12 protein-coding genes are annotated in these 15729 nt (G+C 61.8%); 5 read left to right on the top strand and 7 right to left on the bottom strand.

Annotation, left to right across the window (positions count from 1 at the left end):
* Positions 1–58: 58 nt before the first annotated feature.
* The gene (locus ACM6IP_RS24635) at positions 59–1834 is read right to left on the bottom strand and encodes an ABC transporter transmembrane domain-containing protein (RefSeq protein WP_401127347.1); all 1776 of its coding nucleotides are present in this window, start codon (positions 1832–1834) and stop codon (positions 59–61) included.
* Positions 1835–2094: 260 nt separating this feature from the next.
* Here ACM6IP_RS24635 and ACM6IP_RS24630 point away from each other — a divergent pair, with 260 nt between their 5' ends.
* Complete coding sequence (locus tag ACM6IP_RS24630) at positions 2095–2274, top strand: PA1571 family protein (protein ID WP_095165344.1); 180 nt, start codon at positions 2095–2097, stop codon at positions 2272–2274.
* Positions 2275–2337: 63 nt separating this feature from the next.
* Here ACM6IP_RS24630 and pdxB read toward each other — a convergent pair whose 3' ends face one another.
* Complete coding sequence (pdxB, locus tag ACM6IP_RS24625; protein WP_414862447.1) at positions 2338–3480, bottom strand: 4-phosphoerythronate dehydrogenase PdxB; 1143 nt, start codon at positions 3478–3480, stop codon at positions 2338–2340.
* A 148-nt stretch (positions 3481–3628) separates the two neighbouring features.
* Here pdxB and ACM6IP_RS24620 point away from each other — a divergent pair, with 148 nt between their 5' ends.
* Positions 3629–5044: an MATE family efflux transporter gene (locus ACM6IP_RS24620; protein ID WP_159997051.1), complete on the top strand. Its 1416-nt coding sequence runs from the start codon at positions 3629–3631 to the stop codon at positions 5042–5044.
* Positions 5045–5120: 76 nt separating this feature from the next.
* Here ACM6IP_RS24620 and tusA read toward each other — a convergent pair whose 3' ends face one another.
* Together tusA and rlmM are read right to left on the bottom strand one after the other, a co-directional pair.
* Positions 5121–5363, bottom strand: coding sequence for a sulfurtransferase TusA (gene tusA, locus ACM6IP_RS24615; protein WP_174244624.1), 243 nt, complete (start codon positions 5361–5363; stop codon positions 5121–5123).
* A 116-nt stretch (positions 5364–5479) separates the two neighbouring features.
* Positions 5480–6553, bottom strand: coding sequence for a 23S rRNA (cytidine(2498)-2'-O)-methyltransferase RlmM (gene rlmM / locus ACM6IP_RS24610; RefSeq protein WP_414862446.1), 1074 nt, complete (start codon positions 6551–6553; stop codon positions 5480–5482).
* Between the two features lie 198 nt (positions 6554–6751).
* Here rlmM and acnA point away from each other — a divergent pair, with 198 nt between their 5' ends.
* Positions 6752–9493 (top strand): aconitate hydratase AcnA, encoded by a 2742-nt coding sequence (acnA, locus tag ACM6IP_RS24605; protein ID WP_414862445.1) that lies wholly within the window; start codon positions 6752–6754, stop codon positions 9491–9493.
* A gap of 82 nt (positions 9494–9575) precedes the next feature.
* Here acnA and ACM6IP_RS24600 read toward each other — a convergent pair whose 3' ends face one another.
* Together ACM6IP_RS24600 and ACM6IP_RS24595 are read right to left on the bottom strand one after the other, a co-directional pair.
* Entirely contained in the window at positions 9576–10187 is a 612-nt protein-coding gene (locus tag ACM6IP_RS24600) for a hypothetical protein (RefSeq protein WP_414862519.1), read from the bottom strand.
* The gene (locus ACM6IP_RS24595; RefSeq protein WP_414862444.1) at positions 10184–11644 is read right to left on the bottom strand and encodes a PAAR domain-containing protein; all 1461 of its coding nucleotides are present in this window, start codon (positions 11642–11644) and stop codon (positions 10184–10186) included. The genes ACM6IP_RS24600 and ACM6IP_RS24595 overlap by 4 nt, the downstream gene beginning before the upstream one ends.
* A 212-nt stretch (positions 11645–11856) precedes the next feature.
* Here ACM6IP_RS24595 and ACM6IP_RS24590 point away from each other — a divergent pair, with 212 nt between their 5' ends.
* Complete coding sequence (locus ACM6IP_RS24590) at positions 11857–13422, top strand: methyl-accepting chemotaxis protein (RefSeq protein ID WP_159997057.1); 1566 nt, start codon at positions 11857–11859, stop codon at positions 13420–13422.
* Between the two features lie 104 nt (positions 13423–13526).
* On the opposite strand, the gene ACM6IP_RS24585 is transcribed toward ACM6IP_RS24590, so the two are convergent.
* Complete coding sequence (locus tag ACM6IP_RS24585; protein ID WP_414862443.1) at positions 13527–14204, bottom strand: alpha/beta family hydrolase; 678 nt, start codon at positions 14202–14204, stop codon at positions 13527–13529.
* Between the two features lie 98 nt (positions 14205–14302).
* Between ACM6IP_RS24585 and ccoN the strand changes: the two genes are divergently transcribed.
* Complete coding sequence (gene ccoN / locus ACM6IP_RS24580; RefSeq protein WP_095165357.1) at positions 14303–15727, top strand: cytochrome-c oxidase, cbb3-type subunit I; 1425 nt, start codon at positions 14303–14305, stop codon at positions 15725–15727.
* The last annotated feature ends 2 nt before the right edge of the window (positions 15728–15729 follow it).

Genomic DNA, 15729 nt, shown 5'->3' with positions numbered 1-15729 from the left:
AGGTATTTCCTTGAGCCCGACATAATGCCCGAAGGCGGATGCATTCAGCAGCCTTCATTCATGACACCTCATGCCCATCATTGAACTGCAACGCCGCCAGCCGCGCGTACAACGCGTTACTGCCGATCAGTTGCTGATGGGTGCCCACCGCCACCAGCTTGCCTTGGTCCATCACGGCGATCCGGTCGGCGTTTTTCACCGTGGCCAGGCGATGGGCGATGACCAGCGTGGTGCGGTTTTTCATCAGGCTGGGCAGGGCTTGCTGGATCAAGTGTTCGCTCTGCGCATCGAGGGCGCTGGTGGCCTCGTCCAGCAACAGGATCGGTGCGTCCACCAGCAAGGCGCGGGCGATGGCCAGGCGTTGCCGCTGACCACCGGAAAGCCCCAACCCGCCATCACCCAGGTGGGTCTGGTAGCCGGCGGGCATCTGCTCGATAAACTCGTGGGCGTAGGCAATCCGCGCGGCCTCCTGGACCTGCGCCAGGGTCGCCTCGGGCTTGCCATAACGAATGTTCTCTTCAATGCTGCCAAAAAACAGCGCCGGGGTTTGTGAGACCAGGGCGAAGCAGCGCCGCAGATCCTGCGGGTCGAGCCGGGTCAGGTCGACGCCATCCAGCAGGATCTGTCCCTGCAGCGGATCGTAGAAGCGCAGCAGCAGGTCATACACCGTCGACTTGCCCGCCCCCGAAGGCCCGACCAGCGCCAGGGTTTCGCCGGCGTTGATCCGCAGGCTCAAACCGTCGACGGCAAAGCTTTGCGGGCGCGACGGGTAGCTAAAGCGCACCTCCTGCAGTTGCAACTCACCGCGAACCCGCTCGGGCAAGGTCACCTGGCCACTGGGTGGCGGCTGGATGATGTTTTCCGAACGCAGCAACTCGGCAATCCGCTCGGCCGCACCGGCAGCCCGCTGCAATTCGCCAATCACCTCGCTCAGGGTGCCAAAGGCACCGCCGACGATCAGGCTGTAGAACACGAACGCCGCCAGTTCCCCAGCGCTGATGCGACCGGCGATCACGTCCATGCCACCGACCCAGAGCATGACCCCGACTGCGCCGAGCACCAGGATGATCACCAACGTGATCAGCCAGGCACGCTGCAGAATGCGTTTGCGCGCGGTGTCGAACGCCTGCTCCACCGTGGCCGCGAAACGCTGCTCGTCCTGGGCCTGGTGGTTGTAGGCCTGGACGGTCTTGATCTGGCCCAGGGTCTCAGCGACATAGCTGCCGACATCCGCTATCCGGTCCTGGCTCAGGCGCGACAGGCTGCGTACGCGCCGGCCGAAAATCAGGATCGGCGCCAGCACCAGCGGCAGCGCCACCACCACAATGCTGGTCAACTTGGGGTTGGTGATGAACAGCAGCACGATGCCGCCGATCACCATCAAGGCATTGCGCAAGAACAGCGACAGTGACGACCCGATCACCGATTGCAGCAAGGTGGTGTCGGCGGTCAGGCGCGACTGGATCTCGGAACTGCGGTTGTCCTCGTAGAACCCGGGATGCAGGTAGATCAGGTGGTTGAACACCTGCCGACGGATGTCCGCCACGCAGCGCTCGCCAATCCACGACACCAGGTAAAAGCGGGTGAAGGTGCCGATCGCCAGACCCACTACCAGCAGCAGGAACAGGCCGATGCTCTGGTTGAGCAGGTGCGGCGACTGGGTCATGAAACCCTGGTCCACCAACAACCGAATGCCCTGCCCCATGGACAGGGTAATGCCGGCAGTGACGATCAGCGCCAGCAAGGCACCTAACGCCTGCCAGCGATAGGGCGCAATAAAACGCAGGGACAAACGAATCGCGCGACGGTGGCGGGCTGACAGCATCAGGATCATCCAAAAGGGCCAACTGAAAGAATTAACGCGGGCCAGCGTACACCGGTCAATTCAAGGGAACTTGGGTAAATCGTAATCAGTCGGATTGAATATGACCTGTAACAATAGAGCCTAGATGCTATCGGTCTAAAGTCCGGCTGGAAGTTGAAGAGTATTTCTGGTGGAGTGGAGATACCGCCTGATCGGCCTGTGTAGAGCTGTCACAGCGTGGTCACCTGGCGGATTTAGAGTAAGCGCACAACCTGATGAGGAGACAGGCCATGTCCTTGCAACACAGCAGCGATGACAAGATTCAAGTGATCCGCACGCAGCCGCACCAGTCTCTAGGGTGCGCCATTATTGACGCCCAAGGCCGCGAAGTACCGATCACTGAAGACATGATCCAGAGCGCATGCCGCGAGCTGGAACAGCGATTGGTCAAGCCTGCCGAACAAAAGTGACATATAGCCTGATGTCTTCGAACCCGGCCCGCCTAGGCCGGGTTTTTTATCGCCGCGATTACGCTATACCGCCTGCGCACCCAAGGCTGCCACGATCTGTCGCAACTCAGGCGCCTGACCCTCGATCTGCACGCGCAGCCCGTCAATCTCACGGCGCTGCGGGTAGTGCTTGCGCAACAGGTCAAATGCCGTGCGCTGCTCAGCGCCGCTGACCACCAGGCTGTGACGAAAATCCGCATCGTCGCGACGCGGGTCGTACACCCCACGGCAGAGCATCGCCAAGGCCCAAGCCGGATCACTGCTGGCGCTCAGGCTGACCTGCGCCAGCCAGGGGGCAGGTAGCAGTTGGTCCAGCGACACAGTCGCAGGCTGGCCAAGGAACTGGCACAACGCCTGATAGATCTGCGCAGTGCCTCGTTGTTTGCCATCGAGGCTGTAGCCGGCGATATGCGGGGTGGCAATCACGCACAGTTCGGCGAGGGCGATATCGACACTCGGCTCGCCTTCCCAGACGTCCAGTACCGCTTGCAGGTCTTCGCGCTCCAGCAGCACTTCACGCAGTGCCTGGTTGTCCACCACCGAGCCGCGACTGGCATTGATCAGCCAGGCACCCGGCTTGAGTTGCTCCAGGCGCTGGCGATCAAACAGGTGCCGGGTCGATTGCTCGCCGGATGAGGTCAAAGGAGTGTGCAGGCTGATCACGTCGCATTGCGCGATGATTTGCTCAAGGCTGGCGTAATCGCCTCCTTCGCTTGCCTGGCGCGGCGGGTCGCAGACCAGCACCTTCCAGCCCAGGCCTTGCAGCACCTTGACCAGCCGCCCACCCACTTCGCCAGCCCCGACCACCCCATAGGTGCGCTCGGCCAGTGCTACGCCTTCGATCTCGGCGAGGGTCAGCAAGCTACCCAGCACATAGTCGACCACCCCACGGGCATTGCAGCCCGGGGCGCTGGACCAACCGATATTGGCCTCGGCAAAGTACTCGAGGTCCAAGTGATCGGTGCCAATGGTGCAGGTGCCGACAAACCGCACCTTACTGCCTTGCAGCAGGTCGCGACTGACGTTGGTCACCGAGCGCACCAGCAGCACATCGGCCTGCTCGACAGTGGCGCGATCAATGGAGCGGCCCGGCACGCGGCGGATTTCGCCGAAACCTTCGAAGAAGGCATCGAGCAGCGGAATATTTTCGTCAGCAACAATCAGCATGGCAGGCTCCTTTGGCGGACCGGCAGTGTAGCTCAGCTCCCGCCAGAGGCGGCGATTACAAATCCGCAACACTGGAGTTTTCCTGACTGCTGCGTCAGGGCGTAGAATGCGCCGCCTTGCGCATCAAAACCCTTTGGACGCTTCGCCTGTGAACTCCGTGACTGACAGCACCGCCGCTACTGCCCCGCCCCGCACAACCCCGGTTCGCCTGGAGCTCAAAGGCCTGCTGGGCCTGGCCCTGCCGATCATGGTCGCGCAACTGGCCACTACCGCCATGGGGTTTGTCGATGCTGTGATGGCCGGCCGGGTCAGCCCACGGGACCTGGCGGCAGTGGCCCTGGGCAACTCGATCTGGATTCCGGTGTACCTGTTGATGACCGGCGTGCTGCTGGCCACCACGCCCAAGGTCGCCCAGCGTTTTGGCGCCGGACAATTCGAGCAGATCGGCCCACTGACCCGTCAGGCCCTGTGGCTGGCGCTGGTCGTCGGCTTGCTGGGCAGCGGGCTGTTGCTCAGCGCCGAGCCGATCCTGCACTGGATGAAAGTCGACCCGCTGCTGATCGACCCGAGCATGGGCTACCTGCAGGGCATCGCCTTCGGTTTTCCGGGCATCGCCTTCTACTACGTACTGCGCTGCTACAGCGACGGCATGGGTCGCACCCGCCCGAGCATGGCCATCGGCCTGAGCGGCCTGCTGCTCAACATCCCGCTCAACTATGCGCTGATCTACGGCCACTTCGGCCTGCCGGCCATGGGCGGCGTTGGCTGCGGCTGGGCCAGTGGCATCGTGATGTGGTTCATGGCCTTGAGCATGGCCGGCTGGACCCGCTGGGCGCCCTTCTATGCCCGCACCCGGGTGCTGGTGCGGATCGATTGGCCGCAGTGGGCAGTGATCAAGCGCCTGATCGGCATCGGCCTGCCGATCGGCATCGCGGTATTCGCCGAATCGAGCATCTTCGCGGTCATCGCCCTGCTGATCGGCAGCCTCGGCTCGACCGTGGTGGCCGGGCACCAGATCGCGCTGAACATCAGCTCGCTGCTGTTCATGATTCCCTACTCGCTGGGCATGGCGGTCACGGTTCGGGTCGGCCAGGCACTGGGTGCCGGCAATCCCTACCAGGCGCGTTTCGCGGCGAAGGTCGGGCTGGGTGCAGCCCTGGTGTTCGCGGCATTCTCGGCGAGCCTGATCCTGCTGCTGCGCGAACCCATCGCCTCGATCTACACCCCTGACCAGAGCGTGATCCAGATCGCCTCGATGCTGATCGTGTATGCCGCGCTGTACCAGTTCTCCGATGCGATCCAGGTGATCTGCGCCGGTGCGCTACGAGGCTATCAGGACACCCGGGTGACGATGATCCTGACCCTGTTCGCCTATTGGGGCATCGGCCTGCCGGTGGGTTACGTACTGGGACTGACCGACTGGTTCGGCCCCGCCAGCGGCCCGAGCGGGTTGTGGGAAGGGCTGATTGCCGGCCTGAGCTGCGCGGCGCTGATGCTGTCGATCCGCCTGGTGCGCAGTGCCCGCAAGCGGATTCGTATTCACCAGCGCACCCCGGCCGTGTAGGAGCGGGTGCCCGCTTGCGGCTTGCTCGCGATGGACGTCAACGCAAACGCGTACTTGTGGCTGCCCCTAACGCCGATCAACCGGACTTCTTGCGAATCCAGTACAGGTAGGTGCCGCCATCCTCATGTTGACCGACCAGCTCATGGTCGAGAAACACGCAGAACTTGGGAATGTCGCGACGGGTCGAAGGATCCGTGGCGATCACCTTGAGCAGGCCGCCCGGGACCAGGTCGCGAATGTGTTGGTGCAGCATCATCACCGGTTCCGGACAGTTCAGGCCGGTGGCGTCAAGGGTGCCGTCAACCGGCGTATGGATCAATTCACTCATGTCTGACTCCTGAAACGTGCCGGCATTGTCGCGCAAAGCCGGGGGCCCCGTCAGCTATGGCATAACACCATTACTGTGGCAGCGCCCACGCTCGCGACGGGGCCCACTCAACGGGACCTGGTTTTCTTCACATCATGGCGACGCAAATGGCAGGTCACTTCCTCGCGGTCGTGATACAGCTGCTTGCAGCCGATGTCGACCCGGATCCCGCGGGCCTTGAAACCTTCCGCGATGCGCTCGAGCAGGCGCTTCACTTCGGCATAACGCTGCTTCATCGGCAGCTTGAGGTTGACCACCGCTTCGCGGCAATGCCCGTCACCGATCCACTCTTCCAGCATCGCCGCGTTACGCGCCGGTTTCTCGACGATGTCGCAGACCATCCAGTCCACCGGCTGCTTGGGCTTGAAGGTGAAGCCGTCGGCCATCAAATGCTGTACCAGCCCGGTATCCATCAGGCTTTGCGCCATCGGCCCGTTGTCGATGGCCGTCACCAGCATGCCCCGATTGACCAGTTGCCAGGTCCAGCCACCCGGTGCGGCACCCAGGTCGACACCGGTCATGTCGCTGTGCAAGCGCTCATCCCACTGATCGCGCGGGATGAAGTGGTGCCAGGCCTCTTCCAGTTTCAGGGTCGAGCGGCTTGGCGCTTCGCGGGGAAACTTCAGGCGGGGAATACCCATCGGCCACATCGCCGAGTTGTTGGCTTCAGCCAGCCCCATGAACACTTCGCGCCCACTTTTGAAGGTCAGCAGCAAACGTGGCTTGAGCGGGTCTTCCACCAACTTGCCAGCCGCGATGAGGGCCTTGCGCAAATGGCCTTCGAATTTCTTGCAGAAGTTCGACAGCTCCTTGCCGTCATTGGTATCGACCATTTCCAGCCACAGGCTGCCGCACACCGGGAACTGCGCCAGGTGGGCGAGGATCACACTGATGCGATCGGTTTCCGGCAGGTCGATGAAGATCCCGCGTGCCCATTGCCGCGGGAAGATCAACTGGGCAAAACGCTGGCCGCGCATCAAGCGCTCGGCGCCGTCTTCCTCGGTGCAGATGAACTCGGCGCAGGCGCTGGCGGTTTTCGCCTTGGCGTAGCCGGCCACGTTCAAACGCGCGGCATGTTCGGCGATCTCCGAGCAGACTTCACCTTCGAAGCCCGGCCGGCAATGCATAAAGAGGATGTTCATTAAATCTCCTGGGCAAGTGCGCGCAAACTTGCCCTGTAGCAAAGCCTGTCACGAAAACCGGCGCATGATAGCTGACTTCGCAACCCTGGACCTGCCCATAGAGTCCAGTAATTAGCCAGCTACTTAAAACAGGGCTAGGTTTAATGCTCTGTCCATCCCGTCAGTCCGTAGCCGTGCGGACTCAAAGGAGTCATTTCAATGCCGTCCCTCGATAGCCTGAAAACCCTTGGCACCCTGCAAGTCGACGACAAGACCTATCACTACTTCAGCTTGCCAGCGGCTGCCAAAGCCCTGGGCAACCTTGACCAGCTGCCGATGTCGCTCAAAGTCCTGCTGGAAAACCTGTTGCGCTGGGAGGACGGGAAAACCGTCACCGGCGCTGATCTCAAGGCCCTCGCGGCCTGGCTCAAGGAGCGGCGCAGCGACCGGGAAATCCAGTACCGTCCGGCGCGCGTGTTGATGCAAGACTTTACCGGAGTACCGGCGGTGGTCGACCTGGCCGCCATGCGCGCCGCCATGGCCAAGGCCGGCGGCGACCCACAGCGGATCAATCCGCTGTCGCCGGTGGACCTGGTGATCGACCACTCAGTGATGGTCGACAAATTTGCCAGCAGCAGCGCATTCGAAGAGAACGTCGACATCGAAATGCAGCGCAATGGCGAACGTTATGCCTTCTTGCGCTGGGGCCAGAGCGCCTTCGACAACTTCAGCGTGGTACCGCCGGGCACCGGCATCTGCCACCAGGTGAACCTCGAATACCTCGCACGCACGGTGTGGACCAAGGACGAGGACGGCCGTACCTATGCCTTCCCCGACACCCTGGTGGGCACCGACTCCCACACCACCATGATCAACGGCCTCGGAGTACTGGGCTGGGGTGTCGGCGGGATCGAGGCCGAAGCGGCGATGCTCGGCCAACCGGTGTCGATGCTGATTCCTGAGGTGATTGGCTTCAAGCTCACGGGCAAACTCAAGGAGGGCATCACCGCCACCGACCTGGTGCTGACCGTGACCCAGATGCTGCGCAAAAAAGGCGTGGTGGGCAAATTCGTCGAGTTCTACGGCGACGGCCTGGCCGAACTGCCCCTGGCCGACCGCGCCACCATCGCCAACATGGCGCCGGAATACGGCGCGACCTGCGGCTTCTTCCCGGTGGACCAGGTAACGCTGGACTACCTGAGCCTGTCCGGCCGTCCGACTGCGGTGGTCAAACTGGTGGAGGCCTACAGCAAAGCCCAGGGCCTGTGGCGCCTGCCCGGCCAGGAACCGCTGTTCAGTGACAGCCTGGCGCTGGACATGGGCAGCGTCGAAGCCAGCCTCGCCGGACCAAAACGCCCGCAAGACCGGGTCTCGTTGCCCAATGTGGCCCAAGCCTTCAGCGATTTCCTCGGCCTGCAGGTCAAACCCACCAGCAAGGAAGAAGGCCGCCTGGAAAGTGAAGGCGGTGGCGGTGTGGCCGTAGGCAATGCCGACCTGGTCGGCGAGGCGGACTACCAATACGAGGGTCAGACCTATCGCCTGAAAAACGGCGCAGTGGTGATTGCCGCCATCACCTCCTGCACCAACACCTCAAACCCCAGCGTGATGATGGCCGCCGGGCTGGTGGCGAAAAAAGCCGTGGAAAAAGGCCTGCAGCGCAAACCCTGGGTCAAGAGTTCCCTGGCGCCCGGCTCCAAGGTGGTGACCGACTACTACAATGCCGCCGGCCTGACTCAATACCTCGATCAACTGGGCTTTGCCCTGGTGGGTTACGGCTGCACCACCTGCATCGGCAACTCCGGCCCTTTGCCGGAGCCGATCGAAAAAGCCATCCAGGGCTCCGACCTCACCGTCGCTTCGGTGCTGTCGGGCAACCGCAACTTCGAAGGCCGGGTCCACCCCCTGGTGAAAACCAACTGGCTCGCCTCGCCACCGCTGGTGGTGGCCTATGCACTGGCCGGCACGGTGCGCATCGATATCAGCCGCGAATCACTGGGCGACGACAAGGACGGCAACCCGGTGTACCTGCGCGACATCTGGCCTAGCACCCAGGAGATCGCCGAAGCGGTCAACCAGGTCAACACCGCGATGTTCCACAAGGAGTACGCCGAAGTGTTCGCCGGCGACGAGCAGTGGCAAGCCATCGAGGTGCCGCAAGCGGCTACCTACGTCTGGCAGCCAGACTCCACCTACATCCAGCACCCACCGTTCTTCGACCACATCGACGGCCCTCCGCCAGTGGTCGAGGACATCAGCCACGCCCGGGTACTGGCGCTGCTCGGCGACTCGGTGACCACCGACCACATCTCCCCCGCCGGCAACATCAAGGCCGACAGCCCGGCCGGCCGCTACCTGCGCGAGCAAGGGGTCGAGCCACGGGACTTCAACTCCTACGGCTCACGGCGCGGCAACCATGAAGTAATGATGCGCGGAACCTTCGCCAACATTCGCATCCGCAATGAAATGCTCGGCGGCGAAGAAGGCGGCAACACCCTGTATATCCCCACTGGCGAGAAAATGGCGATCTATGACGCGGCCATGCGCTACCAGGCCGCCGGCACGCCGCTGGTGGTGATCGCGGGGCAGGAATACGGCACCGGCTCCAGCCGCGACTGGGCGGCCAAGGGCACCAACCTGCTGGGGGTCAAGGCGGTGATCGCCGAAAGCTTCGAACGGATTCACCGCTCCAACCTGGTGGGCATGGGTGTCCTGCCGCTGCAGTTCAAGCTCGACCAGAACCGCAAGAGCCTGAACCTGACCGGCAAGGAAACCCTGAGCATCCAGGGGCTCAGCGGCGTGGAACTGACGCCACGGATGAACCTGCCCCTGATCATCACCCGCGAGGACGGCAGCCGCGAGAAAATCGAGGTGCTGTGCCGGATCGACACCCTCAATGAAGTGGAGTACTTCAAGGCCGGGGGAATCCTGCATTACGTGTTGCGGCAGTTGATTGCCTCATAAGGGCAGCCCCGAGCGCTTTTCGGTGGGTACTCGCGCTGCCTTTTCAGCCGCGCGAGTACAAGCCCCATAGCTGCAAACCGACTCATTTCACGCCTCGTGACTTGGAAAGCCCAAGCGTGATGAGGTAACGCTCCTCTGTGGGCCGCTTATAGTCGCGAAAGCGATTAACCATGAGCATGACCTGATACTTGTCACCCGCTAGCCAGTAAGCCGTACCGCCTTTATTGACTTCGCGCAGTTGGGCACGCCATTGGGGGGTATCGGCGAACGATGGAAAGTCCCCGGCCCGATTCGGCATCCAGCCGCCCTTGCGCCATTGCTCCTGCAGATCCAGTACGACATTGAGGGCGTCATCGAGTAACAGAGGCTCGATTTGCGGGGACATGCGGATACCGCTGATTAACCCATCACTGTTGAAGTTGATGGTGAAAAATCGTGCAAGTGGAGTAATGAACCCATATTGAGGATCGATGAAACGTAGCCGAGCGTCCGACTTGGGAATGCTGAACGCAAAGTGTCCAGGAATGGTTGGACCAATAGCGGCACTGGAGCGCTGACGCATATCCTCCCAGGGCTCGCCAAACTTCAGTGCGATTTCCTTTTCTGACTGCAGTTCGATCGCCCATCCCAGAAAGGCGACTACAGCCAGAGCGACAACCCAATGTCGCCAGCCAAGTTGCATCAGCCAATTCATCGCATGCCTCTGCCAGAGGCGATATTCCATATCGCCTGTTCGATCTGGTTGCGATCGTTGCTGTGTAACAGTTGATCAAACTGCACCGCCGCCTTGAGTACGAAGGCCATGCGTTGATCAATATCCGACAGGTCAGCAAGAGGATTGCTACTGAAGCCAATCGTGCGTCCGTCATCCACTCGTTGGCACTGGCTGGCCAGGGTCAACTCGATTGCTTGAGCAACACCGGACGGAAAGTCAGTGACATGGGACAGGTGGTTGCCACGTAGCAGTGCGACCAAAACCAGGTCGCTGTACATCGCCGGTTGCAGGATATTCTTCTGTTCGTGCTTGGCAAGATGCTCAACACTCTCGGCGACACGACCGCCCTCGATGGCCTGAAAACTTTCCAGGATTTCATCGTGGTCTGCGCCGAATGCCAGCCTCTCCTGCGCCACAGGCCACAGCACCGGATTCTGAACATTCCCATAGATGTTTTTCCGCGAAGGTAAGCAGGCCTCTAGCGCCGACATCCCCCGCTCTTGATAAAAAACATGCAACGGATACACGTCCAGGAACAGCGTGGTATTACCCATGGCCAACATCTTGTACACGTGCTGGTACAGCTGCTGCGCGTAGGACAGTTCGCCCTCGGGCCTGAAGTCGATACCTGGTAGCGGGTTGTTGCGCAGCGCGTGCTCGTAGTCGCGTTGTGCTTGCCGGAAGGTCTGGAGTCTGGTTTGTCGCTCGCGTTCGCTGGGCTCGAGCAAGCCATAGAAGCCTGACCTGGCACTCTGCTGCAGTTGCTGCTCGGCGTCATATTCAGCCTGGATCCGGTCGATCGAATCTGCGGCATGCAGCAAGCCACAGCCCACCTGTTTTGATGCGAAGGCGGCGAGGCCGGCCCACTGGAAACGCGGATCCTGCAGCCACAGTCGGGCGTAGGCGGCGTTGATCGCGCGGTTGCGGGCCTTGGGATCGGCAATCAACTGGCCGCCAGGTGCGACGATGGACTCGGCTTGTTGTTGGTAACTGATCCAGAGATTTTCGCAGACCCTTTCAGGTCGTTCTGTGAAGATGGGTGTGGGGCGGCTGGGTGTTGAGGTGAGATTGGATGAGCGCGGCCCGGTTGCAGGCTGCTGGGTTGTGAACGAAGTGGACGGCGGCGTGAAGCGCGGATCTGGTGCGAGGTCCTTGAACTCCTGGCACTGCAGGGTCTGGTTGGCGATCAGGCGTGGTGGTGGGTCGCACTTGCAGTGACAGAGGTCACCGTCCAGGGCGGTGGGGCGTCCTTGCATGAGGTCCACCAGGTGCGGGCCGTCGCAGACGATGACGCCAGTGCTGTCGCAGGCCGGACAAGCGACCTCGTCGCCTTCGCGGGCAATGGGCTGGCCATCGATGGTCCAGAATTCGTAGCCGGTCATTACGGTGCCGTCGGCGGTGGTCTTGGCCCCGACGGTGATGTGATAGCGCTTCATGCCAGATTGGTCCCTGTCGATTTGACGAAAGGACCCACGCTAGATGACGCTCTTGCGGGAGATAAATCAGACGTTTCTTTGAGTGCTGTAGGCCCTATCCGTTAATGACGCACCAGTCGTTTTGCGACGCAGCGCCGATTTCTTGAAAAAAAATTTCAATAATCCAGCGGGCTGGCCGAAACCCTGTCAAAGCCTTGCGGATTGAAAAAGCCATGCGTAATAACCAGCCCATCACTCAACGCGAACGGACCTTCCCGGCTCAGCAACGGTTGATTTCCACCACCGATGCCAAAGGCGTGATCAACTACTGCAACGACGCTTTTGTCGAGATCAGTGGGTTCTCCCGTGAAGAACTGATCCGTGCGCCGCACAATCTGGTCCGTCACCCCGACGTCCCGTCGGCGGTCTTCGCGCATATGTGGGGCACATTAAAACAAGGCCTGCCATGGATGGGCATTGTCAAGAATCGCTGCCAGAACGGTGACCATTACTGGGTCAACGCCTACGTGACCCCGGTATTCGACGGCAACCAGGTGATCGGCTACGAGTCGGTTCGGGTCAAGCCCACCGCCGAGCAGATCCGGCGCGCCGAGACCCTGTACCAGCGCATCAACCAGGGCAAGTCCGCCGTTCCCCAGCGTGACAAATGGCTGCCGGTGCTGCAGGACTGGCTGCCATTCATCCTGGTCAGCCAGTTGAGCTTCATGATCGGCGCCACCCTCAATTCGCAATGGGGCTTTGCCCTCGCTGCCGGCCTTTCGGTGCCGCTGGGCCTGCTGGGGCTGAGCTGGCAACAACGCGGTCTCAAGCGCCTGTTGCGCCTCGCCGAGCAGACCACCTCCGACCCGCTGATCGCCCAGATGTACACCGACAGCCGTGGCGCCCAGGCGCGCCTGGAGATGTCGATCCTCAGCCAGGAAGCCCGCTTGAAAACCTGCCTGACCCGCCTGCAGGACACCGCCGAGCACCTGACGGAGCAGGCACGTCAATCTGACCAACTGGCGCATAACAGCTCCACTGGCCTGGAACGTCAGCGCGTGGAAACCGAGCAGGTGGCCACCGCCGTCAACCAGATGGCCGCCACCACCCAGGAAGTGGCCAGCCACGTCCAGCGCACCGCAGACGCGACCCAGGAAGCCAACCGCCTGACCGGGCGTGGTCGCGATATCGCCGGGGAAACCCGCGACGCCATCCAGCGCCTGTCGGTGGTAGTCGGGGAAACCGGCCTGACGGTGACCCAACTGGCCAAGGACAGCGACGAAATCGGTGGTGTGGTCGATGTGATCAAAGGCATTGCCGACCAGACCAACCTGCTGGCCCTCAACGCCGCCATCGAAGCCGCTCGCGCCGGCGAAATGGGCCGGGGTTTTGCGGTGGTGGCCGACGAAGTCCGCCAACTGGCACAACGTACCAGCGAGTCGACCGGACAGATCCACAGCCTGATCGCCAAGCTCCAGCAAACCGCCAGCACCGCCGTGCAAACCATGGAAGCCGGCCATCGCCAGGCCGAAGAAGGCGTGGCGCGGGTCCTTGAGGCAGACCAGGCCCTAGTGGGCATCAGCGAAGCGGTGGCCAATATCACCGACATGACCACTCAAATCGCCGCCGCCACCGAGGAGCAGAGCGCGGTGGCCGAAGAGATCAGCCGCAACATCAGCAACATTTCCGAACTGGCCGACCAGACCTCGGAACAGGCGCAGAACTCGGCCCTCCTCAGCGAAGAACTGACCCGGACCGCAAATACCCAGTATTCGCTGGTGGAGCGCTTCAACCGCTGATTGCGATTGATCGTTACGGGGGATTGGGGTTAAGACAGTTGCTCCCACACTAGTGTAGGAGCGGGCGTTAGCTCGCCTGCAGCTCTTGATCTTGATCCACCCAACTACCGCAAAAACTCCGCAATCCCCTGCGCAGCCGCCGTCAAATGCTGCTCATGACTAACCCCAGAAGCCTTCAGCGGCTTCAAGTCATGATCCGCTGCCACCAGCCACATCAACTCGATGCAAGGCGCCAAGTCATAACCCTCCACCGTATCCCGATTACCCAACCCATCCCGCTCACCCTGGATAATCAAGGCCCGGGTCTTTAATCCGGCCAAATGCTCCACTCGCGGCTTCTGCGGCTTACCCACGGGGTAAAACGGATAGCCCAGGCACACCAACGCATCCACCCCCAACTCATCCGCCAGCAAACTGGCCATCCGCCCGCCCATGGACTTGCCACCAATGGCCAGGGGCCCAGCGACATGACGTCGCACCAGGGCATACACCTCTCGCCAGCACTCGAGCAGCTTCGGCGCCGGATTGGGCGGCCGCCGACCGCCGTCCAGGCGTCGCTGGGCCATGTAGGGAAACTCGAAGCGCAGCACATTGACCCCACGGGCCGCAAGGCGTCCAGCCATGTCGGCCATCCATGCGCTGTCCATCGGCGCACCCGCCCCATGGGCAAGAATCAGGGTCGCCACGGCCGGCGTCGAGGCGCCATTCCACAACCAGCCCTGCTGACGCACACACTGCTCCCATTGATCCCCGTCAATACTGGCCTTGTGCTCTTTGTCCATGCTTGCCTCGCTTTTAATCTGCCTATAACTCCAGGCGAAGGGAGCGTTCGTGCCTTGCGCAGACGCCTTCACTTCGGCTGAACCGTGGATGGGGAACCATGAACACTTCTTTAAGTACCGCCTATAACTACAAGGTGGTCCGCCAATTCGCCATTATGACGGTGGTATGGGGCATCGTCGGCATGGGGCTCGGGGTTTTTCTCGCGGCTCAATTGGTCTGGCCCGAACTGAACTTCAATTTGCCGTGGACCAGCTTCGGTCGCCTGCGCCCGCTGCACACCAACGCGGTGATCTTCGCCTTTGGTGGCTGCGCACTGTTTGCCGCCTCGTTCTACTCGGTCCAACGCACTTGCCAGACGCAATTGTTCGCGCCAAAAATCGCCGCGTTCACCTTCTGGGGCTGGCAACTGGTGATCCTGCTGGCAGCCATCACCTTGCCGCTGGGCTACACCAGCTCCAAGGAATACGCCGAGCTGGAATGGCCGATCGACATCCTGATCACCATCGTCTGGGTCGCCTACGCCATCGTGTTCTTCGGCACGCTGATGAAGCGCAAGACCAAGCACATCTACGTCGGCAACTGGTTCTTCGGCGCGTTCATCATCACTGTGGCCATCCTGCACATCGTCAACAACCTGGAGCTGCCGGTCAGCCTGACCAAGTCCTACTCGGTGTATGCCGGTGCGACCGATGCCATGGTCCAGTGGTGGTACGGCCACAACGCCGTAGGCTTCTTCCTCACTGCCGGTTTCCTGGGGATGATGTACTACTTCGTGCCGAAGCAGGCCGAGCGCCCTGTGTACTCCTATCGCCTGTCGATCGTGCACTTCTGGGCCCTGATCACCCTGTACATCTGGGCCGGCCCGCACCACCTGCACTACACCGCGCTGCCGGACTGGGCTCAGTCGCTGGGCATGGTGATGTCGCTGATTCTGCTGGCGCCGAGCTGGGGCGGCATGATCAACGGCATGATGACCCTCTCGGGCGCCTGGCATAAGTTGCGCAGCGACCCGATCCTGCGCTTCCTGGTGGTGTCCCTGGCGTTCTACGGCATGTCGACCTTCGAAGGCCCGATGATGGCGATCAAGACCGTCAACGCCCTCTCCCACTACACCGACTGGACCATCGGCCACGTACACGCCGGCGCCCTCGGCTGGGTAGCGATGATCTCCATCGGCGCGCTGTACCACATGATCCCGAAAATCTTCGGTCGTACGCAGATGCACAGTGTCGGCCTGATCAACGCGCACTTCTGGCTCGCCACCATCGGCACCGTGCTCTACATCGCCTCGATGTGGGTCAACGGCATTGCCCAGGGCCTGATGTGGCGTGCCGTCAACGAAGACGGGACCCTGACCTACTCCTTCGTGGAAACCCTGGTGGCCAGCCACCCAGGCTTCGTCGTACGCCTGGTCGGCGGGGCGATCTTCCTGAGCGGCATGTTCCTGATGGCCTACAACACCTGGCGCACCGTGCGTGAGGCCCAACCAGCCGAAGTCGCCGCCGCGGCGCAGATGGCCTGAGG

The organism is Pseudomonas sp. IT-P176, assembly GCF_949767245.1.
Lineage (GTDB): Bacteria > Pseudomonadota > Gammaproteobacteria > Pseudomonadales > Pseudomonadaceae > Aquipseudomonas.
This window is presented reverse-complemented; position numbering and strand designations above follow the sequence as displayed.